Raw genomic sequence first — 21,878 nt, 5'->3', positions numbered from 1 at the left:
ACCACCCCCCTCGCTCCGGAGGAACACCACACCCATGCGCACCAGCATCCTGGCTCTCGTCCTCACGCTCCTATCCATCGCCGCGCCCGACGTCGCGCCTGCCGCGGACCGGCCGACGGTCGTCCGGATCGGCGTCGCCGCGGTGGGAACCGGCGGCCGTCCCGTCTCGGGCTGGTCGTACTCCTCCGTCGTCGCAGCGAACGGCTCGCTCGAGAACGAGCTCAAGCCGGACGGCATCGAGGTGAGGTGGATCTACTTCTCCGGCGCCGGCCCGGCGGTGAACGAGGCGCTGGCGAACGGCCAGCTCGACTTTGCGTTCGAGGGTGACCTGCCGTCCCTCGTGGCCCGCGCCGGCGGCCTGCGCACGAAGGTGATCCTCGCGCACACGCGGTTCGAGCCGACCTACGTGGCGGTCCCCGCCGACTCGCCGGCCCGTACGCTCGAGGACCTCAAGGGGAAGCGGGTGGCGGTGTTCAAGGGGACGAACCTCCAGCTCGCGCTGTACCGGGTGCTCGAGAGCAAGTCGCTGAAGGACTCGGAGTTCAAGCTGATCAACATGTCCACGAACGACGGCAACGCGGCGCTGCTGTCGAAGGACATCGACGCCCAGGTCTCCGGGTCCGACGTCTTCCCGCTCGTGGAGCGCGGTGTCGCGCGCATCGTCTACTCGACGCAGGGCGACCCCAGGCTGGGCCGCGTGAGCCACCTCCTCGTCACCGAGGAGTTCGCGGCGCGCTACCCCGCCGTCGTGCAGCGGGTCGTGAACTCCGTCCTACGCGACGCTGCATGGCTCGCGGACGAGGCGAACCGCGCGCGGGCCTACCAGATCTGGACCAAGAGCGGGTTCGGCCTGCCGGCCTGGAAGGGCGACTGGGACTCCTTCGTGCTGCGCGACCGCGCGTCGCCGCTGCTCGACGAGTTCTTTCGTGTCCAGTACCGGCGCCTCCTCGACGCGGCGCGCGGGCTGCGGCTCGTCCGCAAGGACTTCGACGTCGACCAGTGGCTCGACGCGACGTACCTGAACCGCGGACTCGCGGAGCTGAACCTCGCGCGCGTCTGGCGCGAGCTGGACTCCGACGGCAAGCCGAAGGCGCCGCCCACGGGGGCGTCGGCGGCCGCCCGCTGAGCGCCGCCGACGCGCCGCACGCCCGGCCCTCCACCCTCCACGTCGACTCGAAGCCGGAAAAGGGAGCGATCATGTTCTCCGACCTCACCGCCAGCGCACTCCTCGATCGAGAGGTCACGCCATCCCGTGGCGAGGAGCCGCGCGCGCCGAGTGCGGGCGCCGGGCCTCACGCGCTCGCTACGGTCTTCAGGGCTGTGGCGCCGCGTGCCGTCGCGGTCGGGGCGGCGGCGGTGGTTCCCGCGATGTTGCTCGGGCTGTGGCAGCTCTCGGCGGATCGGGAGTGGGTCTCGACCCTCGTGCTGCCGCCGCCCGCGGTGGTCCTCGAGACGTTCCGCGGGCTGTGGGCGGACGGGACGATCCTGGCCAACCTGCATGTGAGCGCCGTCCGCGTCGCGAAGGGCTTCGCGATCGGCACCGCGAGCGGGCTCCTCGTCGGGGGCACGCTGGGCCTGTCGACGACGTTCCGGGCGTACGTGCGGCCCACCTTCATGTCCATGTACCAGGTGAACGTCCTCGCGTGGATCCCGCTGCTCATCCTGGTGTTCGGGATCGACGAGCCGCTCAAGACCGCGGTGATCACCTGGTCTACGGCGCTGCCGGTCACCATCAACACGATGCAGGGCATCGCCGGGATCCCCTGCAAGTGGTTCGAGCTCGCGCGCGTCTCCCAGCTCGGGCGCGGCGAGGTGGTGTCGCGGATCGTGATCCCGGCCGCGCTGCCGTCCTTGTTCACCGGGGTCCGGAGCGGCCTCGGCGCGGCCTGGATGTCCCTCGTCGTCGTCGAGCTCGTGGCGTCGAGCGAGGGGGTCGGGTTCATGGTGGTCTGGGGGCGCCAGCTCTTCCAGCTCGACGTGGTGCTCGCAGCCATCGTCGTCATCGGCCTCGTCGGGCTCTCCCTCGACCTCGTGCTGTCCGGCCTGGAGCGCCGCCTTCGCCGGTGGCACCGGGCGGCGTTCTGAGGAGACCGACCATGGCCACCGTATCCCGTGCCGTCGCGCTTCCCCTGCAGGACCGCCGAGCGCTGGCGCTGCCGCTCGTCGTCATCGCCGCGTGGTCCGTCGCGAGCAGCGCGCGCCTCGTGAACCCGGACCTCGTGCCCTCGCCCGCGCTCGTCGCGAGGACCGCATGGACGGAGCTCACGGTGCCGAACTTCTGGTCCGGCGTCGCCGCGAGCCTCGGCCGCACCGCGTGCGGCTTCACGCTCGCTGCGGCCGCAGGCGTGATCCTCGGGACGGTCCTCGGCGTGTCGCGCTGGGCCGATCGCCTCGTCGGCCCGAGCTTTCACGCGTACCGCCAGGTCGCGGTGTTCGCCTGGATCCCGCTCCTCTCCGCCTGGTTCGGCGGCGGCGAGTCCACCAAGATCGCCTTCGTCGCCGTGGCGGCGGTGACCCCCGTGGTGATCAACACCTTCGAGGGCGTGCATGCCCTGCCGCGCGAGCACGTCGAGCTCGCGCGTGTCCTGGAGCTCGGGCGCCTGAAGTTCGTCACCGGGCTCCTCCTTCCGTACGCTGCGCCGCAGATCCTCACCGGCCTGCACCTCGCCCTCGTCACCGCGTGGCTGGCGACGTTCGGGGCGGAGTTCTTCCTCCAGATCGCCCCCGGCGCGTCCCGCACCCTCATCGAAGGCCGCGCCCTCGGCCGGATGGACCTCGTGCTGGTGGGCATCGCGGTGAACGGGCTCATCGGCTTCGGCCTGACCACCGCGATCGGCGCGGTCGAGCGCCACGTCCTCCGCTGGCGCCCCGCGCGTCCGGCGACGAGCGCCTGAGGACGGCGCGCCCCAGGAGCCTGCCCCATGACCACCACGACCATCGCCCGCCGCGTTCTCCAATCCGCCGCCCCCGAGGCGCCACCCATCAAGGCCACCGGCATCGGGAAGAGCTTCAACGCGAACGGGAACGAGGTCGTCGCGCTGCGAGGCGTGGACGTCGACGTCCGGCCCGGTGAGTTCCTCTCGATCATCGGCGGCAGCGGCTGCGGCAAGAGCACTTTCCTCCGGATCGTGGCGGGGCTCGAGCGGAACGACGCCGGCACCGTCACCGTGGACGGCGCTCCGATCAGCGGACCCTCGCTGGAGCGGGGCATCATGTTCCAGGACAGCCGGCTCCTGCCGTGGCTCACGGTCGAGCGGAACGTCGGCTTCGCCCTCGGCCGGCTCCCGAAGGCGGAGGCACGCAGGCGGATCGCCGAGGCCATCGAGGTCGTCGGGCTCTCCGGGTTCGAGAAGGCCTACCCCCACCAGCTCTCGGGCGGCATGGCCCAGCGCGCCGCGATCGCCCGGGTGCTCGTGAACAAGCCCCGGGTCCTCCTGCTCGACGAGCCATTCGGCGCGCTCGACGCCCTCACCAGGATCCAGATGCAGCAGGAGCTGCTCCGGATCTGGGAGGTGGAGCGGTCCACCGTCGTCCTCGTCACCCATGACATCGACGAGGCGGTCTATCTCGGGGACCGGGTCGCCGTCATGTCGAACCGCCCCGGGACGATCCGCAAGCTCGTCCACGTCGATCTGCCGCGCCCGCGCGACCGCAGCTCCGGCGCGTTCGTCTCGGTCCGCAAGCGGATCTACGGCGAGTTCTTCACGGCCGCGGAGTCCGACATCGAGTTCGAGATCTGAGCCCGGATCCGGCCCGGACCCGACGCCCCTCCACCGCCAGGAAAGACGCGCAAATGACCGACCGACCGCAGCACATCGCCATCTACGGAAAGGGTGGCATCGGCAAGTCCACCACCACCTCCAACCTCGCGGCGGCGCTCGCCGACGCCGGGCGCCGCGTCATCCAGATCGGCTGCGATCCGAAGAGCGACTCCACGAGCACGCTGCGCGGAGGCACCTACCTGCCCACCGTGCTCGACGCGACGCGCGACGGCGGGAGGATCCAGCTGTCGGACGTCTCCCGCGTCGGCTTCGGCGGGGTCCTCTGCATCGAGGCGGGCGGTCCCGTGCCGGGCGTGGGCTGCGCGGGGCGGGGCATCAACGCGGCGATCGAGCTCCTCCGCGAGCTCCGCCTCTTCGAGGAGTTCAAGCCCGACGTCGTCCTCTACGACGTCCTCGGCGACGTCGTCTGCGGCGGTTTCGCGGTGCCCATCCGCGAGGGCCTGACGGACCGCGTGTACGTCGTGTCGTCGGCCGACTTCATGGCCATCTACGCCGCCAACAACCTCTTCCGCGCCATCGCCAAGTACGCGCCGTCGGGCGGGGCGAGGCTGGGCGGCATCATCGCCAACAGCATCTCCCAGCCGTACGCCCGATCGCTCATCGACGACTTCGCCGAGACGACGGGGACGCGGGCCGTCCAGTACGTCCCCCGATCCACCACCGTCGCGCAGGCCGAGCTGTGCGGCCAGACCGTCATCGAGGCGAGCCCGCGCTCGCCCCAGGCCGACGTCTATCGCCAGCTCGCGAGCAAGGTGCTCGCCGACACCACCGCGGTGATCCCGAGACCGCTCGCGGTGAACGACCTGCGCGCCTGGGCCCGCAAGTGGGGGAACGTCCTCCTCGAGAGCGAGCAGGGCATCGTCGCGGCGAAGGCCGCGGGGATCTGAGCGGAGAGGGCAACATGACCATCTCGATCCAGCAGCGCACCGCCCCCGTCCGCGAGAAGCGTACCGGCGACATCGGAGCCTTCGCCGGCGCGATCGGCGCCCTGGCGCGCGAGGGGGAGGCTGGGCTCGCCCAGCGTGTCCGCACCTTCGCCCAGGACCGCCCGAGCGATCTCCAGCGTGCCCTCGACCTCCTCCGCACCATCGAGGGCCTGGGCCTCGTGATCCACGGCCCGGCGGGCTGCGCAGCGACCCTGCACGCCGACGGGCCGGCGACCCCCTGGATCGTCACCGGGCTCACCCAGCGCGACTCGATCATGGGCGGCGACGCGAAGCTGCGCGACGCCATCCTCCGCCTGCGCCGGGAGCATGCGCCGCGGGCGATCGCCGTCCTCGCGACCCCCGTGGTGGCGATCAACAACGACGATCTGGAGTCCGTGGCGGCCGAGCTGCGCGAGGAGCTGAACGTCCCCATCGCGCCCGTGTACACGGACGGCTTCCGCTCGAAGCTCGGCAGCACCGGGCACGACGTGACGGTGCACGCCCTGGTGAAGCACCTGCTCCCGCACCGGCACGGCGGCGCCGGTGATCACGTGAACCTGATCGCGCTCGCCGAGGGCCAGGAGGAGCTGGCCCACCTCCGCGCGCTGATCGGCGAGGTCGGCGTGGCCGCCGGGTCGTTCCCGCGCCACGCGCCGGTGGCGAGCCTCGGCGAGGCGGTGCACGCGCGCCTGTCGGTCTCGATCGACCCCGACGAGTCGGAGTACGCCGGGGAGGCGCTCCGGCAGCTGCGCGGTGTCCCGTACCTCGAGTCGCCGCCGCCCGTCGGGATCTCGGGCACGACGCGGTGGCTGGCGCGGATCGGCGCGGCCACGGGCCAGGAGGCGCAGGCGGCGGCGGTCGCGGCGCGGCACGCCCGCGCGCTCGCGGGGGTGCGCGCGAGCCTGGCGCGTCACGCGGGCGCGCGGGTGTTCGTGAACCTGCCGGCGTCCGCCGCGCTCGCCGCGGCCGAGCTCCTGCGAGAGCTGGGGCTCTCGCTGTCCGGGCTCTCGGTCCCGTCCGTCGGGCCGCGCCACCTCTCGCGCCTGAAGGAGCTCGCGGCGGGCCAGCCCGACCTCCCGGTGCTGGTCGGGGAGGGGCAGGCCTTCGAGGAGGTGAACCTGCTGCGATCCCTGCGGCCGGCGCTCTGCATCACGCGTGGGAATGCCGCGGTTCACGCGCTCCGGCTCGGCATCCCCGTCCTCGATCTGCAGCGCGTGCCGCTCCTCGGCTACGCCGGCGTGGAGCGGGTCGCGGCGGCCATCGCACGACGGCTCGCGAATCCCGGCTTCGCGCGGTTCCTCGCCGACGGCGGGGAGGGGAGCTACGCCGCCGGCTGGCTCTCGAAGAGCACCCACTGGTTCATCAAGCACGAGGTGAAGTGACGATGCCCATTCACGAGGATCGCAGCGGCTGCGCGCTGCACGGTGCGCTGCGCCTGCTCGAGGCCGTCGCTGGCATCGTGCCCGTCCTGCACGCGAGCCCGGGGTGCGGCGTCGGGGCCCGGACGTCGACCGAGGCGTTCGCGGGCGGACACGGCGAGCTCTCGACGGGCACCCAGGAGCTCAGCGCCACCGTGCTGCAGGAGAAGCAGGTCGTCTTCGGCGGCACGGCGCGCCTGCGCGAGCAGATCAAGAACACCGTCAAGGTGCAGGACGGCGAGGTGTACGTCGTCGTCACCGGCTGCGTTCCCGAGATCGTCGGCGACGATGTTCCGGCCATGGTGAAGGAGGCGCGTGATCAGCGCTTCCCGGTGCTCGGCATCGCGACCCCCGGGTTCAAGGGGCACGGCTGGAGCGGCGCCGCCGCGGCGGCGCGATCGCTGCTGGACCAGCTGCCCGGGCTCTTCCCCGACGACGCCCGCGGGCCCGCTCCCGACGTGAACCTCCTCGGCGTGGTGCCGGGCCAGGATCCGACCTGGGACGGCGACCTCCTCGAGCTCGAGGCCGTCCTGGGCGAGCTCGGCCTGCAGACGAACCGCCTCGTCGGCCTGGACCAGGGGCTCACCGCGTGGCGGCAGGCGCCGCGGGCACGAGTGAACGTGGTGCTCTCGCCCTGGGGCCACGCGGCCGCCGAGCTCCTCGCGGATCGGAATGGCACGCCGGTGGTCGATCTCGGCTGGGTCCCGGTCGGCAGCCGGGACGCGGGTCTCCTCCTGGAGCGGATCGCCCAGGCGCTCGGGCTCGATCCCTCCGCCGTCGAGGCGGCGCGCGCGGGGCTCGACCGCAGGCTGCGCCACTTCCTGAGCCGGGCGAGCGCGAGCCTGCTCCTCGGCGACGTGCTGGAGCGCGTCGCGGTCGTGGGAGGCACCGCGGGCGCCGTGGGGCAGGCGCGGTTCCTCGCCGGCACCCTCGGGCAGCAGGTCGAGCGCGTGATCGTCACCGACGAGCCGCCCGCCGAGCGCCGCGCGTCGATCCTCGAGGCGGTGCAGGCCGTCGCCGGTCCCGGAGCCGCGGTCGCGTTCCTGGCGAGCCGGCGCGAGATCGAGGCCGAGCTGCGCGCCGCCGCGCCTGAGCTGGTGCTCGGCAGCGCCCTCGAGGCGGCGGTCGCCCGCGAGCTCGGCGCCGCGCACGTCGAGACCGCGGCGCCGCTGCGCGCCTCGGCGGTGCTCCGGCGGAGCCACGCCGGCGTCGACGGCGCCCTCCACCTCGTCGAGAGCATCCTGTCGGCCGTGCGGCGCGCCCGGAGCGAGCCCGGTGCGCGCGGCGCCCCGGCGGCCGCGCTGCACGAACCCGAACTGCACCGGCGGCACGGGCCGCCGGCGCTCGAAGTCGTCCACGTCCCCCACGCCTGAGGAGCAACGTCCATGTCCAGCCTGAAGGAAGCGCAGTACCGCGAGCTCGAGCTGAAGGCCCACGTCAGCCAGGAGGGCATCACCTTCGACCCCGCGATCTTCGACCACGCCGACGTGGGCGGAGAGCACCAGGAGCAGGTCCACTGCCTCTTCGAGTACGACACCGACACGCACGTCGGCCTCGAGCTGCCCCCGTACCTCGTCCTGCCGCACGGGCTCGTCGCGCTCTTCAACTACAACCGCCGGTCGCCGAACCGGCTCGAGCGCGACGGCAAGCGCTTCTTCCTCGTGCGCCGCGACGGCGAGGCCATTCCGGTCGAGTTCGCGAAGCGGCCCCGTTACTACCGCCAGGAGACCTCGGACGGCACGCAGATGCGGACCGTCGCGGTGCACAACACCGACGGCGTCGTGTTCGTCGCCTACAGCAACGAATGCTCGCTCAAGTCCACCGGCAAGGACTGCCTCTTCTGCAACATCAACGCGACCCGCGACACCTACGGCGACGCCGAAGGGGTCCGGTGGAAGTACCCGCGCCAGATCGGCGAGACGATCGCCGCGGCGTACGCCGAGGGCGCGCGCCACCTCACGATCAGCGGGGGCTTCGTCCCGGAGCGGCGCGAGGTGGACTACTACCTGGACGTCGCCGAGAGCATCAAGGAGCAGACCGGCCTCGAGGACTTCAACGGCACCGCCTGCATCGGCGCGCCGCAGGACCTCAGCATCATCGAGAAGTACAAGGAGGTCGGCTACCGCACCCTCGCGATCAACATCGAGGTCTGGAACGAGCACTTCTTCCGGGCGTACTGCCCCGGCAAGGAGCAGCTGTGCGGCGGCCAGAAGCACTGGATCGCGGCGCTCGAGCACGCCGTCGGCGTGTTCGGTCGCGGCCGGGTGCGCTCGAACATGGTGGGCGGGCTCGAGAGCAAGCAGTCGACGCTGGAAGGGATCGAGGCGCTGACGGCGAAGGGGATCATCGCGATCTCCCCGGCGTGGTTCCCGAACCCCGGCTCGGCGCTCGAGGGGCATCGGTCACCGGAGCCGGAGTGGCACCTCGACGTCGCGAGAAAGACCGTCGCCCTCTACCGGAAGGTCGGCTTCACCTGGGACCAGATCTACGACGCGAACGCGGCGCCGACCACCCTCGTCCACGACATCTACCGCATCGAGGAGGGGCGGCTCCCCGCACCACGAAAGGCCCAGGCGACCGGGACGGTGCGGCCGGCGACGGAGGTGCGCCCGTGACCGCGCGCACGTCCGGCCCGATCCTCGTGACGGGTGGCTCGAGCGGGATCGGCGCGGCCGTGGCGCGGCTGTCGGTGGCCCGGGGCTGGCCGGTCGTCATCACCTACCGGTCGCAGCAGGCGGCAGCCGCGGCGCTGGTCGCGGAGCTCCGGGACGCGGGCGGCGAGGCCCACGCGCTCGCCGCGGACGTGGCGAAGGAGGGGGACGTGGTCCGGCTGTTCGCCGAGGTGGACGCGCGCTTCCCGGGGCGGCCGCTCGCCGGCCTCGTGAACAGCGCCGGGATCGGGGGGCGGCACGGGCCGGTGGGCACCTTCACCGGCGAGGATCTGGCGGCGCTCTGGGCGACCAACGTCACCGGCACGATCATCGCCAGCCGCGAGGCGGTGGCCCGGTTCTCCCGGAGCGGTGCCGGCGCGATCGTGAACGTGTCCTCGATGGCGGCCACCATCGGCGGCCGGCCGGGCGCGTCCGCCTACGCCGCGTCGAAGGCGGCAGTGGACACCTTCACGGTCGGGCTCGCGAAGGAGGTGGCGGCGCGCGGCATCCGCGTGAACGCCGTCCGACCGGGCTTCACCGACACCGCGATGACCCGCCGCGTGACCGACGATCCGGCGGCGCTCGCCGCGATCGCCGCCACGATCCCGGCGAACCGGATCGCGACGGCCGAGGAGGTGGCGCGCCCCATCGTGTGGCTCCTCTCGGACGAGGCCTCGTTCGTCACCGGAGCCCGGCTCGACGTCTCGGGCGGCGGGTTCGTCATCGGCGGCCGACCCCTGGAGGCCTGAGCGAGGCGACCGCGGCCCGCTACCGCGGGAGCGCGAGGGCCTCCGCACGACGGTCATGGAACCCGATGCCCTGCCATTCCACCTCGAGGTCGACGCGCCGCTCGTCGCGGACGCGGCCCCCGAACGCGCGGCGCGCGGCACGCCGGTCGCCGCGGGGTTCGTCGTGCTGAACGTGCTCGCGGGCACGGCGTCGGGCGTGATGCAGCTCGCGGTCCCGCTGCACGCGGTGCGACTCGAGGCCACGAACGCGGAGATCGGCGCGCTCAGGGCGATCGCCGGACTCGGGATGCTCCTGCTCGTCCTGCCGGTGGGCTTCCTGGTGGATCGCTTCGGCCCGCGGAAGGTGTTCCGGGTGGGCGGCGTCGCCGGCGCCGCCGTCGCTGCCGCGATCGCGTTCGCCGACAAGCCGCTCGCGCTGATCCTGCTGATGGGGACGGAAGGGCTCCTCGGGCCGCTGCGCTTCACGGCGCTGAACGCGGCGTTCTTCTCGTGCCTGGGGACGATCGGGCGCGAGAAGGCGGGGTGGTTCAAGGGCTCGATGTCGATCGGCCTCACCTTCCTCGGGCCGCTGGTCGCCGGATTCCTCGCCCGGAGCGCGGGGTTCCGCGCGGTATTCGGCGTCGTCGTGGCCCTGCAGCTCCTCAGCGCGGTGGTCGTGTCGCTGCTCGTGCTCGACGACCGGGGCCCGCGCGCCGCGCCGCCGGCCCGAGGGTTCCGGGATCAGCTGGCCGAGCTCGCCTCGGTCCTGCGCGAGCGGTCCATCCGTCCCGTCGTCGCGGCCGAGATGCTGGGCGCGGCGTGCTTCTCGGCCTTCAGCGCGTTCGTCGTGGTCGTGGCCGTGCGCGAGCTCGGCGCCGGCCCGCTTGCCGCCTCGCAGATCCTCGTCATCGAGGGAGCGGCCTTCATCCTCACGTCCTTCCTCGCGGGCGGGCTGGCGGCCCGTCGGGTCGCGCTGCGGCGCCTGGCCGGGGCGATCGCCGCGGCCGGCGCGCTCGGGACCGCGCTTGCGCCCGGACCGGCCGCGCTCGCGGCCGCGGGCGCGGTCCTCGGCGTCGGCCTGGGGCTCGTGCACGTCCTCGTCTCCTCGCGCCTCGGCGAGCTGCGCGGGGCGCGGGGCAAGATCTCCAGCCTGTTCCAGGCGTCTGCCGGCCTGGGCATCACGGTCGGCCCCCTCGCCTGCGCGCTCGCGAGCCGAGCGGTCCCCGCGCACGCCGTCCTCGTGATCTTCGTACCCTTCTTCCTCGTCCTGGCCTTCACCCCCCACGAAGCAAGGAGCAGAACCATGGCGCTCGAGAAGAACCAGATCCCGCAATACCTGCACGAGACCCCTCTCATCGTCCTCTCGACGGTCGACGAGACGACCGGCCCGGCGACGCGCGTGCTCGCCTCGTTCGCCGCTGACGGCCTCACGGTCTACTTCTCCACGAGCCGGAGCTCCGAGAAGGTGCGGCACCTCGGCGTGAACCGGCACGTCGCCGTCCTCTTCCAGCACGACCGACAGGAGCTGCCGAGCTTCCGCAACGTGGAGATCCGCGGCGAGGCCGAGCCCGTGTCGGACGAACGCGAGCGCGCTCGCGCCATCCAGCTCATCGGAGCGCGGAACCCGCGCTTCAGGGAGCGGGCGGAGAAGGGCGAGCTCGGCGACAGCGCCCTGTTCCGCGTGACGCCGCGCTTGGTGAAGGTCGTGGATCTCTCCCAGGGGCGCGGGCCGTCCGCCGTGACCCGCTTCGCCGTCTGAACCGCTTCCCCCGGCCCCAGCCGCACAGGAGCAGACATGAGCGCCACTGCCAACCGCATCACGGAGCTGAAGGCGAAGCTCTGGAACGAGCTCGTCGTGAAGACCGACGTCGTCACCGACGGCGTGGCGGTCGAGCCGCAGGCGCTCCGCGCGCTCCGGCTCGGCTCCGACGTGAAGGAGCAGATCCAGTGCCTGTTCGTGATGGACTTCGAGCCACACGAGGGCGACCTCCCGGCCGAGTTCGTCACCCCGCACGGCCTCGACGTGCCCGTCCGCTGGAACCCGCGCTCCCGCTACCGGATCGCCCTGGACGGCAGCACGTTCATCCTCGCGGACGGCGAGCACGAGGTGTTCCCGATCTCCTTCCACCCGCGTCCGGGCTTCTACTCGCGGAAGACGTCGGACGGGAAGCCGATGTCCACCATCGCGATCGCCAGCCCGGACCAGCACGTCTTCGTCGTCTACAGCAACGAGTGCTCGTACAAGGACCGGGGCGAGGACTGCCTCTTCTGCAACATCAACTACACGAAGAGCGAGTTCGGGGAGCGGCAGGGGCTGAACCACTGGAAGACGCCACGCCAGATCGGCGAGACCATCGCCGCGGCCGCCGAGGAGGGGCTCTACCGGCACCTCACCGTGACGGGCGGCGTGATCCCCGAGCGGCGTGAGCTGGACTACTACCTCGACGTCGCGGAGGCGATCCGCGCCGCGACCGGCCAGGAGCGGTTCAACGGGACCGCCACCGTCGCCGCGCCCCTCGACCTCACGAACCTGGATCGCCTCGAGGAGGCCGGCTTCCGCACCACGGCCATGAACCTCGAGATCTGGGATCAGCGGATCTACGAGGTGATCTGCCCGGGCAAGGCTCGCGGCTCGGGAGGATGGGCGCACTGGGTCCGGGCGCTGGAGTACGCCGTCGGCGTCTTCGGGCATGGCCGCGTCCGCTCGAACTTCGTCGCCGGCATCGAGCCGAAGGCGCGGACGCTGGAGGGGCTCGAGGTGCTCGCCTCGAAGGGCGTGGTCGGCACCTTCACCGTGTGGTGCCCGAACCCGGGGTCGGAGCTGCGCGGTCACCGCGCGCCGGAGCCGGCCTGGTACCTCGACCTCGCGGAGAAGCTGGTCACGATCTGGAAGCGGAACGGCATCACCTACGAGCACGTGTACGACGCGAACGCGTCGTCCGTCGGGATCCAGCACGACCTGTACCGGATCCAGGACGAGCTGTTCCCGGTCTTCGAGGACGCGAGAAGGCGTCCGGCGACGAGCGGGGCGGGCCGCGGGTGAGCCAGGGCGGGCGCCGCGCGGCGCTCGCGGCAGCGGTCGCTCCGGCGCGGCGCCCCGGCCGGCGTGGTCACTCGCCGGTCGGGGCGGCGCCGCGGCGGAACCGCGTCCAGTCGATCCGGAGCTTCCGCATCCGCGCGCGGAGCGTGTGCGGGTTCACGCCGAGCAGCGCTGCGGCGCCCCCGGACCCCTCGATGCGCCCCGACGTCGCGAGGAGCGCGCGCTCGATGTGCTCGATCAGCACGGCCTCGAGCGGCCTCACGGCGTGGCCGACCGGGGCCGTCCCGGGCTCGGGCTGGACCCGCGCGTCCTGCGGGGCGGGGCGCACGGGAGCGCTCCCCTCGTGAGGCCGGCCCGCGACGCCGACGCCGACGCCGTCCGCCGCGGGCGGCGCGGCGAGCGCCTGTGCGACCTCGAGGCAGCGGCCACCGCCGAGCAGCGCGGCGCGCTCGATGACGGCCGCGAGCTCGCGCACGTTGCCCGGCCACGGGTGGTCCCGGAGCAGCGCGATGTCCTCCTCCGTCGGCACGGCCGGCGCGCCGAACAGCCGCTCCCCGGCGAGCGCCGCGAAGTGCGTCGCGAACAGGCCGATGTCGTCCCTGCGAGCGCGCAGCGGCGGCAGGTGGATGGGGAACACGTTCAGCCGGTACCAGAGGTCGCGGCGGAACTGTCCCGTGGCGACCATCTCCGAGAGGTCCCGGTGCGTCGCGGCGACGATCCGCACGTCGACCGATCGCGGCGTCTGACCTCCTACGCGCTCGAACGTCCCGTCCTGGAGCACGCGCAGCAGCCGCACCTGCGCCGCGAGCGGGAGCTCGCCGATCTCGTCGAGGAACAGCGTCCCTCCGTCGGCCCGCTCGAACCATCCCCTGCGCGTCGCGACCGCGCCCGTGAAGCTGCCCCGCTCGTGGCCGAAGAGCTCGGAGTCGACGAGCTCCGTCGGGATCGCGCCGCAGTTCACGCGCACGAGCGGACCGGACGCCCGCGCGGAGCGCTCGTGGATGGCGCGCGCGACGACCTCCTTCCCCGACCCGGTCTCGCCCATGATGAGGACGGGCACATCCGCCGGCGCGGCGCGGACCACGAGATCCATCACCGCGCGGAGCCCCTGCCGCTCGCCGACGATGGCGCCCTCCGCGGCGTCCGGCCGGAGGGCGCGCGGCGCGCCGGCAGGACCGGACGCGCGTGCACGGGCGACCCCCGACGGCCGGGGCGCGTCGCCCTCGCCGAGGCTGCGCTCGAGGAGGAACCCGAGCGGCTCGAGCAGGCGCTCCGCGATGGCGACGTGCTCCGGGGTGAACTCGGCCGTCGCCGTGCCCACGAAGGCCGCGGCGCCGATCGGCTCCCCCGCGGCCTCGAGCGCGCCGAGGAGGAACCGGCCCTGGAGCCCCGGGGGGAGGAGCGTGCCCGCGCCGGTGAGCCGGGCCGGGCGCCCGGACGCGACGCGCGCTTCCAGGAAGAGCCTCCGCGCGCGCTCGAACGGGATCGCCGGCTCGCCCTCGGCGGGAGGCCGCGCGCCCGGCGCCACCGCGACGCGCACGAGCGACTCGCCCTCGGCGCGCGCGATCAGGAGGGCGCGGATCGGGAGCACGCTGCCGGTGCGCGCGAGGATGCGCTCCAGGATCTCGGCGCGCGACGTCGATCGAGAGACGTCGCGCCAGAGCTCGAGGACGAGGGCGTCGTGCAGGTGGGATCCCCTCGGCTCCGGAGCGAGCCGGGGCGCGCCGGTCGCGCCCCGTGCACGGTCGGCGGTATGGGACATGGACGGATGGTAGTCCGTTATAACGGACAGCACAAACTCCATCGAACCTCCAGCGGGTGGTGATCGCCGTGGCTTCACCGAACGCATGAGGCCGTAATCCGTCATGCTTGACAGGTCATCCGTTTTTGCGGATAAGCGCCTCATCCGCACGCACCGTGCGCCCAACCACCTCGGAGGAAGATCGATGCCCAGGCGCCACCTGTTCACCAGCGAGTCCGTGTCCGAGGGCCACCCCGACAAGGTCGCGGACCGGATCTCCGACGAGATCCTCGACGCGCACCTTCGAGAGGGCGCGCGGGCGCGCGTGGCGATCGAGACGCTCGTCACGACGGACCGCTGCGTGGTGGCGGGTGAGGTGCGGGGGCCCTCGGTCGGCGTCGAGGAGATCGCGCGCCGCGCCGTCCGCGACATCGGGTACGAAGCGGAAGGGTTCTCGTGGCGGACGCTCCGGTTCGAGTCGCACGTCCACGCGCAATCGGCGGAGATCGCCCAGGGGGTGGACCGCGAGGATGGCGAGGAGGGCGCGGGCGACCAGGGCCTCATGTTCGGGTTCGCCTGCCGCGAGACCCCTGAGCTGATGCCGGCGCCGCTCCAGTACGCGCACCGGATCCTCGAGCGCTTCGCGGCCCGGCGGAAGGCGGGCGACGCCGATCTCGGCCCCGACGGCAAGTCCCAGCTCACCCTGGAGTACGAGGATGGAAGGCCGGTGCGCGTCCACACCGCCGTCGTCTCGCACCAGCACTCGAGGCGCCTCTCGAGCGCCGCGCTCCGAGACCTCGTCGACGGAGTGCTGCGGGAGGTGCTTCCCGGCGGATGGCTCGACGCGCAGACGCGCGTCCTCGTGAACCCCACCGGCTCCTTCGTCCACGGCGGACCTGCGGCCGATACGGGCCTCACGGGCCGCAAGATCATCGTGGACACCTACGGTGGCGCGGCGCCGCATGGTGGCGGCGCGTTCTCCGGGAAGGATCCGAGCAAGGTCGATCGGTCCGCCGCGTACGCCGCGCGGTACCTCGCGAAGAACGTGGTCGCGGCCGGCCTGGCGGACCGCTGCGTCATCCAGCTCGCCTATGCGATCGGCGTCGCGGAGCCGCTCGCGCTCTACGTCGACACCCAGGGTACCGGGACGGTCCCGGAGGACCGGATCGCGGCCGCGATCCGGACCGCCGTCTCGCTCACGCCGCGCGCGATCCGCGAGCGCCTCGGGCTTGCCCGCCCGATCTACGCGCGCACGTCGGCGTACGGCCACTTTGGTCGGACGCCGCAAGCCGACGGCGGGTTCTCGTGGGAGCGCGCGGATCTCGTCGAGGCGCTGCAGCGCGCGGCGTGACGAGGACGGCGGATGCGCTCGCCGGGGCGCGGCGGGACGGCCGTCGAGGCGAGAGCACGCGGGGCGGGCGGAGGGGGCGCCCGCGGCCGCACGACCCGCGGGACTAGGCGATCCCAAGATGGCGCTCCGCGGCCAGAGGCACGTCGACGCGATGATGCAGGGCAAGGATCACGAGGCCGCGCGCGACGCGGCCAGCCGGTGAGCGCTGCGAGCGCACCCTCCACTCGCGCAGCGCGCAGCCCGTCGTCGGTCGTGCTAGCCTCGCCGGGGGGCAAGCATGCGGACAACGTTGGCTACGCTTCGGCGCCGCGGGGATGCGGGCTCCGGGTCGCGACGGCTGAGAGCTGCGGCCGTCTTCGCGGCGTTGCTCCTTGCGGTAGCCGGCTGTGCGACCGGGACGCTCGATCAGAGCCGTCACCACCTCATCACCGCCGGCCTTGGATCCGCCTCGCTGGATGGGGGCCCGCTCGACCTGCATGGCAGCTGGGCCGTGCACGGCGCCTATGACTATCGGCTGACGGAACCAGATGGCTGGCTGGCGGTCTCCGCGCGGATGGTGACGTACGCCGTACTGGGGTCGAGCGTGACGGGTGAGGGGGTCACGCGCCCGTGCGATCTCTTCTGGGCGAGCGCCGGTCCCGCGATCGGCCTGCAGGTCCCGGCCAATTATCCGATTTCACTCGTGGGTGACGCGGGTGTCGCGCTCGCGCACGTATCGAGGAAAGGATGTTCCGATCCGGGACGGAACACCACGACCACCGCCGGCGTCCCACAGCTTGGATTCGGCCTGCTGATGGGAATGAGCCCACATGCGGCATGGAAGCTGGGCGGGCGCTACGTTCGGCTGCCGCTCGACGACGTCGGGGTGGGTTCGGAGCCGAGGTGGGCCAGCGCAGGCGAGCTCTCGCTCGTTCTCGCCTTCTGACGACGACAGCTTGGGTACCAGTCCTCCCTCTCCCCCCGGCGGAGCCGGGGGAAGAGGGCGCGTCTGCGCTGGCTAGTGCGTCAGCGGAGCGCCTTCGGACGGCACGGAGACGTACCGCTCGCCGGACTGGATGAACTGGAGCAGATCGGCGTTGAACTCATCGGCGCGCGTGGTGGCGAGGCCGTGCGGGGCGCCCGGGTAGATCTTCAGGGTCGCGTTCTTCACGATCTTCGACGAGAGGAGCGCCGACGCGACGATCGGAACGATCTGATCGTCGTCGCCGTGCGCGATCAGCGTCGGCACGTCGAACTTCTTCAGGTCCTCGGTGAAGTCCGTCTCGGAGAACTGCTTGATGCAGTCGTACTCGCCCTTGATCCCGCCCTGCATCGACTGGAGCCAGAACGCGTCGATGACGCCCTGCGAGGCCTTCGCGCCCTTGCGGTTGTAGCCGTAGAACTGCATCGGGAGATCCTTGAAGAACTGCGAGCGGTTCCCGAGGGTGGCCGCGCGGAGCTGATCGAAGGCCTCGCGCGGGAGGCCCTTCGGGTTCGCGGCCGTCTTGAGCATCAGCGGTGGGATCGCGCCCAGCAGCACGATCTTCGCGACGCGCTCCGTGCCGTGGCGGCCGATGTAGCGGGTGACCTCGCCGCCGCCGGTGGAGTGGCCGACCAGGACGATGTCTCGCAGGTCGAGCGCCTCGATGAGCTCCGCGAGATCGTCCGCGTACGTGTCCATGTCGTTGCCGGTCCACGGCTGGCTCGAGCGGCCGTGACCGCGGCGGTCGTGGGCGACGACGCGATGTCCACGCTCGCCCAGGAACATCATCTGCGCGTCCCAGGCGTCCGCGGTGAGCGGCCAGCCATGGGAGAACACCACCGGCTGTCCCGAGCCCCAGTCCTTGTAGAAGATCTCGGTCCCGTCCCTCGTCGTGATCGTGCTCATGGCCCCGGCTCCTGCTGCGGCTCCACGCCGCTGTCGAAGACGCGCTCCTCCCGTTCGACCGAGGAGCGCGTCGGGTGGTGCTGCCTGGTGCACGCGTGCGCCACCCGAGCTTGTGTGCGACGACCGTGCTGCGCCGCGGACTCCGCGCGACTTCTTGGGGCATCGGGCGGGCGGGCATCCGCTTCGCGTCGGCTCCGTCCGGCGGAAGGAAGCTCGAGCGAAGCGGATCTTCACGTGCACGAGCAAGGCGCGCTCGCGTCCGTCCCTCCGAGCTCGTCGAGGGTCTGCCGAGCCCTCGCGAGCGGCCCGCTCATGCGCTCGAGCACCTCCGGGGCGATCTTCGTCTGGAAGCACTCCCGCTCGCGCAGGTCCGCCACGATCGCGATGGTCCGCAGGACGTGGCGCCCCGCGCTCCCGGCCTCCACCGCGCGCCGCACCATCCGCTCGGCGCACGGCTCACAGCCGGCCGCGATGACGACTGCGATCGGGATCAGGTCCTCGAGCTTCGGTCGATCGACGTCCTTCTGCGGCTGCGCGCGGCGGTGCGGCGACTCGACGGTCGCGCAGCGCGCTCCGGCTCCCGTGGTGTCGCTCCGTGAAGAGTCCGTCGGGCAGCACCGGGTCTCGAGGGGGTCCGAGGTCATGGCTTCCTCCGTGGTCACGGGACCCGACCACCCGCGGCGTCCTCGCCGGAAGCGCTGGTCCCGTCCCCCGAGACGGATGCGCGGCGCGCGGAGATACATCTGCCCGCGACGCCGGACGTCGCCGCGGGCCTGTGTATCGTTTCGGGCCGCCGCCTCGTCGGAGGTGATGGGCCGATCGGGAGGAGGCGTCACGGTGTCGATCGCGTGTGGTGCGAGGAGCCGCCGGGCTTCCGTCTGCCAGGACGAGAAGGAGCCGCACCGTTGCCGGGGCGAACGGACCGGGGCCTCCGGTCGAGCCGCGGGCGGGGTGGTAGGATCGATCGGGATGAACGGACCGGATCGAGAATTCCGCGCCCTCTACGAGGAGCTCGCGCCGGGGATCCGACGCTACCTGTCGCGGCTCGTGGGCGCCGCCGAGGCGGAAGATCTCACGCAGGAGGTGTTCGCCCGGGCGCACCGCGCCCTGCCGACCCGCAGGGGCGATTCGCTGGTCTCGACGTGGCTCTACCGCATCGCCACGAACGCGGCGATCGATCGACTGCGCGCCGCATCGCGCCACGAGGTCCCCGTCGCCGCGACCGCGGAGTCGCCGGTCGAGGAGGAGCACGAGCTCGTCTCCGGGGGCGGCGCCTGCGAGGCGCAGGACGCGGACAGCCACGTCATCCGCAAGGAGATGCGCCACTGCATCCTCGATCTGGTGGATCGCCTCCCGCCTGCGTATCGCGAGGTGATCCTGCTCGGCGAGCTGCGAGACTCGAGGGACCAGGAGATCGCCGACGCCCTCGGGATCACGCTCGAGGCTGCGAAGATGCGGCTGCACCGTGCCCGGGCGGAGCTCAGGAAGCTCCTCGGGGCGAGCTGCGAGCTCTATCGCGACGAGCGGAACGAGCTCGCCTGCGACCGCAAGCCGCCGGGCGGATCCCGGCGGTGACCGTCCACGGCGGCCGTCCCGCCGGAGTCGTTCACCTGGTACGGGCGCCCGCGCGCGATCCCGCCTAGAGAAGGCGCATGGACACCCTCGGGAAAGCCAAGCGGGTCCGCATCTACGTCAGCGAGGACGACCGCGCGGACGGGAAGCCGCTGCACCTCGCCATCCTCGAGCTCCTGCGGCGCGAGAACGCGCAGGGCGCGACGGTCTTGAAGGGCGTCGAGGGCTTCGGCGCGACCGGGCGGATCCACGTGAGCAACCTCGCCGACGTCGCGTGGCAGCTGCCGGTCATCGTCGAGTGGATCGATCGCCCCGAGCAGGTGGAGCGCCTCGCGCCGCGCATCAAGACGCTCGTCCAGCACGGGCTCATCACGGTCGACGACACCGACGTGCTCCTGTTCGAGCCGCACCCGGTGCGCGACCTCGCGGCCACCGCCGTCGCCGGCGACGTGATGAGCCGCGAGGTGGCGTCGGTGACCCGCTCGACTCCGGTGCGCGAGGTCGTGGAGCTGACGGTCGGGAAGACCTACCGCGCCGTTCCGGTGGTGGAGAACGGCCGCCCGGTCGGCATCGTCACGAACGGCGATCTCGTCCACCGGGGCGGCCTCGGCGTCCGGCTCGACCTCCTCGCGAGCCTCGACAAACCCGAGGTGCACGACCTCCTCGAGCGGCTGTCGCAGCAGAACCGCACGGCAGGAGACGTGATGACGCCGGACCCGGTGACGGTGGCGGTCTCGGCGCCGCTGCCGGCCGTGGCCGAGCTGATGGTGCGGCGGCGGCTCAAGCGGCTCCCGGTGATCGACGCCCGCGGCGCGCTGGTCGGGATGGTGAGCCGCGTCGATCTCCTCCGGACCGCCGGCGTCGGCTTCGGACGAAAGGAGCCGGTCGCGCGCGAGCTGGGGCTCGACGGCGATCAGCCGCTGTCGCGCGTCATGCGTCGCGACGTGCCGACGGTCGATCCGGAGTCGCCGCTGCCCGAGGTGTTCCAGGCGGTGACCTCGACGCGCCTGAACCGCGCGCTGGTCGTGGACGCCGACCGCCGGCCGGTGGGTCTCGTCACCGACGCCGAGCTGCTCGAGCGTGTCACGCCCGCGCTCCGCCCCGGAGCGATCCGCTCGCTCATGCAGCGCCTGCCGTTCCGGCACGGAAAGGGCGAGGAGTCCGCCGCGGCGCACACCCGCGGCCGGACCGCCGCGGAGGTCATGACCCGCGAGGTCGCGACGGTCCGCGAGGACGTGCTGCTCTCCGAGGCGGTCGCGACGATGCTCCGCGGCGAGAACAAGGTGCTCGCGGTCACGGACGCGGACGGACGGGTCGTCGGGATCGTGGACCGGGCGGACCTGCTGCACGGGCTCATCCCGCAGGGCCGGTGAGGACCCCGGGCGCTGCGGGGCTCGCTGCCTCGGAGCGCGGTCGCTCGCGGTTCGACGGGCTCAGCACGTGTCTTCCGTCCACCCCTGAGGCTCGTCGAAGGGCGAGCGCGTCGCGCCGCAGGCGCGTTCGGGGTTCTACGATGGTCTGCCTGCGCGTGGAGCCCCGGATCCCTCTCCACGCGCCATGGTGGATCGCCGATCTGCGGCATTGCAGCGCACCGGGATGGGGTTGCTCGCTTATCGTCATCATGCGATAGAGCGCGAGTCCGGACGGGAGCGTGCGATGACTCGGGTGACCCAGGTCGTCTTCATCGGGGTGGTGGCCGCGGCGGTCGCCGTCGTGCTCGTCGCCAGGACGCGGGCGACGACATCGGCGACGACGTCGGCGGGGACCGAGGCGGCGTCCACCGTCACTCCCGCGCGACCGCTCGTTCGCCTCGTCGACCTCGGGGCCGGGAAGTGCGTCCCCTGCAAGGCGATGGCGCCCATCCTCGAGGAGCTGAAGGCCGAGTACGCCGGGCGCATGGACGTCCAGTTCGTCGACGTCTGGCAGGACCCCGACGCGGCCTCGCGCCACGGCGTACGGATGATCCCGACGCAGATCTTCTACGCCGCCGACGGGCGCGAGCTCGCCCGCCACGAGGGGTTCATGGCGAAGGCCGAGATCCTCGCGCAGTGGAAGGCCGTCGGCGTGCAGCTCTAGGTGACCGGCGTGGGCGCGCTCCTCGAGACCTTCGGCAGAGCCTTCGGCGGGACGGCCTGGCTCGCCGCGGTCGCGTCGCTGCTCTGGGGCGCCTTCTCGGTGTTCCTGAGCCCGTGTCACCTCTCGAGCATCCCGCTCGTCGTCGCGTACATGAACGGCGGGACCGAGCTGCCGGGGACGCGCCGCGCGGCGGTGCTCTCGGGCGCCTTCGCCGCCGGGAACGTCGTGAGCATCGCGCTGGTCGGGCTCGCCACCCTGCTGGCCGGCCGGATGGCGGGGGACCTCGGGAAGGTGGGCAGCTACGCGCTCGCCGCCGTGTTCTTCGCGCTCGGGCTGAACCTGCTCGGCGCCCTCCCGCTCCCGTCCTGGCCGGCGCGGTCGGGCGTGCGCCGCCGCGGCGCGTGGGGCGCGCTCGCCCTCGGGGCGGCGTTCGGGACGGCGCTGGGGCCCTGCACGTTCGCCTTCATGGCGCCGCTGCTCGGAGTCGCCTTCAGCGCCGGCCGGGACCACCCCGTCCTCGGCTCCTCGCTCGTCGCGCTCTACGCGGCCGGGCACGCCGGGGCCATCGTGATCGCCGGGGTCTCCGCCCAGAGCCTGCATCGGTGCCTCTCCTCGAGGGCCGGCGCGCGCGCGACGGGACTCCTCCGCGCCGCTGCCGCCGCCGCCGTCCTCGCGGGCGGCCTCTACTTCCTCTTCACCGCGCCCGCCTGAGTCGTGGAGCCGAGA

At 72.7% G+C, this 21,878-nt stretch carries 20 protein-coding genes; 17 read left to right on the top strand and 3 right to left on the bottom strand.

Going from position 1 to position 21,878, the window contains the following annotated elements:
* Nucleotides 1-34 precede the first annotated feature (34 nt).
* From AMOR_RS06965 to AMOR_RS06915, 11 genes are all read left to right on the top strand, one after another.
* Nucleotides 35-1,126, top strand: a complete 1,092-nt coding sequence (locus AMOR_RS06965) for an ABC transporter substrate-binding protein (RefSeq protein ID WP_248360015.1) — start codon at nucleotides 35-37, stop codon at nucleotides 1,124-1,126.
* Between the two features lie 194 nt (nucleotides 1,127-1,320).
* Nucleotides 1,321-2,085: an ABC transporter permease gene (locus tag AMOR_RS06960; RefSeq protein ID WP_248360013.1), complete on the top strand. Its 765-nt coding sequence runs from the start codon at nucleotides 1,321-1,323 to the stop codon at nucleotides 2,083-2,085.
* A gap of 11 nt (nucleotides 2,086-2,096) precedes the next feature.
* Complete coding sequence (locus AMOR_RS06955) at nucleotides 2,097-2,894, top strand: ABC transporter permease (RefSeq protein WP_248360011.1); 798 nt, start codon at nucleotides 2,097-2,099, stop codon at nucleotides 2,892-2,894.
* Between the two features lie 27 nt (nucleotides 2,895-2,921).
* Nucleotides 2,922-3,740 (top strand): ABC transporter ATP-binding protein, encoded by an 819-nt coding sequence (locus AMOR_RS06950; protein WP_248360010.1) that lies wholly within the window; start codon nucleotides 2,922-2,924, stop codon nucleotides 3,738-3,740.
* 53 nt (nucleotides 3,741-3,793) lie between these two features.
* On the top strand, nucleotides 3,794-4,669 hold the full coding sequence (locus AMOR_RS06945) for a nucleotide-binding protein (RefSeq protein WP_248360009.1): 876 nt from the start codon (nucleotides 3,794-3,796) through the stop codon (nucleotides 4,667-4,669).
* 14 nt (nucleotides 4,670-4,683) lie between these two features.
* Nucleotides 4,684-6,090, top strand: coding sequence for a nitrogenase component 1 (locus tag AMOR_RS06940; protein WP_248360008.1), 1,407 nt, complete (start codon nucleotides 4,684-4,686; stop codon nucleotides 6,088-6,090).
* 2 nt (nucleotides 6,091-6,092) lie between these two features.
* On the top strand, nucleotides 6,093-7,499 hold the full coding sequence (locus AMOR_RS06935; protein WP_248360007.1) for a nitrogenase component 1: 1,407 nt from the start codon (nucleotides 6,093-6,095) through the stop codon (nucleotides 7,497-7,499).
* 12 nt (nucleotides 7,500-7,511) lie between these two features.
* A complete protein-coding gene (locus AMOR_RS06930) occupies nucleotides 7,512-8,741 on the top strand; it encodes a radical SAM protein (RefSeq protein WP_248360006.1) in 1,230 nt (409 codons plus the stop codon).
* Entirely contained in the window at nucleotides 8,738-9,526 is a 789-nt protein-coding gene (locus AMOR_RS06925; RefSeq protein ID WP_248360005.1) for an SDR family NAD(P)-dependent oxidoreductase, read from the top strand. The genes AMOR_RS06930 and AMOR_RS06925 overlap by 4 nt, the downstream gene beginning before the upstream one ends.
* 55 nt (nucleotides 9,527-9,581) lie before the next feature.
* Nucleotides 9,582-11,264, top strand: coding sequence for an MFS transporter (locus AMOR_RS06920; RefSeq protein ID WP_248360004.1), 1,683 nt, complete (start codon nucleotides 9,582-9,584; stop codon nucleotides 11,262-11,264).
* A 36-nt stretch (nucleotides 11,265-11,300) separates the two neighbouring features.
* Nucleotides 11,301-12,548, top strand: a complete 1,248-nt coding sequence (locus AMOR_RS06915; protein WP_248360002.1) for a radical SAM protein — start codon at nucleotides 11,301-11,303, stop codon at nucleotides 12,546-12,548.
* Between the two features lie 67 nt (nucleotides 12,549-12,615).
* On the opposite strand, the gene AMOR_RS06910 is transcribed toward AMOR_RS06915, so the two are convergent.
* A complete protein-coding gene (locus tag AMOR_RS06910; RefSeq protein ID WP_248360001.1) occupies nucleotides 12,616-14,307 on the bottom strand; it encodes a sigma-54 interaction domain-containing protein in 1,692 nt (563 codons plus the stop codon).
* Nucleotides 14,308-14,491: 184 nt separating this feature from the next.
* Between AMOR_RS06910 and metK the strand changes: the two genes are divergently transcribed.
* Entirely contained in the window at nucleotides 14,492-15,637 is a 1,146-nt protein-coding gene (metK, locus tag AMOR_RS06905; RefSeq protein ID WP_248360000.1) for a methionine adenosyltransferase, read from the top strand.
* A 277-nt stretch (nucleotides 15,638-15,914) separates the two neighbouring features.
* The gene (locus tag AMOR_RS06900; protein ID WP_248359999.1) at nucleotides 15,915-16,562 is read left to right on the top strand and encodes a hypothetical protein; all 648 of its coding nucleotides are present in this window, start codon (nucleotides 15,915-15,917) and stop codon (nucleotides 16,560-16,562) included.
* Nucleotides 16,563-16,634: 72 nt separating this feature from the next.
* Here AMOR_RS06900 and AMOR_RS06895 read toward each other — a convergent pair whose 3' ends face one another.
* Both AMOR_RS06895 and AMOR_RS06890 read right to left on the bottom strand, forming a co-directional pair.
* A complete protein-coding gene (locus AMOR_RS06895; protein WP_248359998.1) occupies nucleotides 16,635-17,504 on the bottom strand; it encodes an alpha/beta fold hydrolase in 870 nt (289 codons plus the stop codon).
* Nucleotides 17,505-17,734: 230 nt separating this feature from the next.
* Entirely contained in the window at nucleotides 17,735-18,148 is a 414-nt protein-coding gene (locus tag AMOR_RS06890) for a hypothetical protein (RefSeq protein WP_248359997.1), read from the bottom strand.
* 325 nt (nucleotides 18,149-18,473) lie between these two features.
* Here AMOR_RS06890 and AMOR_RS06885 point away from each other — a divergent pair, with 325 nt between their 5' ends.
* The 4 genes from AMOR_RS06885 to AMOR_RS06870 all read left to right on the top strand — a co-directional run bounded on the left by AMOR_RS06885 (nucleotide 18,474) and on the right by AMOR_RS06870 (nucleotide 21,863).
* Complete coding sequence (locus AMOR_RS06885) at nucleotides 18,474-19,079, top strand: RNA polymerase sigma factor (RefSeq protein ID WP_248359996.1); 606 nt, start codon at nucleotides 18,474-18,476, stop codon at nucleotides 19,077-19,079.
* A gap of 77 nt (nucleotides 19,080-19,156) precedes the next feature.
* Nucleotides 19,157-20,449, top strand: coding sequence for a DUF190 domain-containing protein (locus AMOR_RS06880; RefSeq protein ID WP_248359995.1), 1,293 nt, complete (start codon nucleotides 19,157-19,159; stop codon nucleotides 20,447-20,449).
* Nucleotides 20,450-20,732: 283 nt separating this feature from the next.
* Nucleotides 20,733-21,152: a thioredoxin family protein gene (locus AMOR_RS06875; protein ID WP_248359994.1), complete on the top strand. Its 420-nt coding sequence runs from the start codon at nucleotides 20,733-20,735 to the stop codon at nucleotides 21,150-21,152.
* A 9-nt stretch (nucleotides 21,153-21,161) separates the two neighbouring features.
* Nucleotides 21,162-21,863, top strand: coding sequence for a cytochrome c biogenesis protein CcdA (locus AMOR_RS06870; RefSeq protein WP_248359993.1), 702 nt, complete (start codon nucleotides 21,162-21,164; stop codon nucleotides 21,861-21,863).
* Nucleotides 21,864-21,878: the final 15 nt, after the last annotated feature.

The sequence above is a fragment of the Anaeromyxobacter oryzae genome, from assembly GCF_023169945.1.
GTDB lineage: Bacteria > Myxococcota > Myxococcia > Myxococcales > Anaeromyxobacteraceae > Anaeromyxobacter > Anaeromyxobacter oryzae.
Note: the sequence above shows the minus strand (reverse complement) of the source record. Positions and strands in the feature narration are given on the sequence as shown.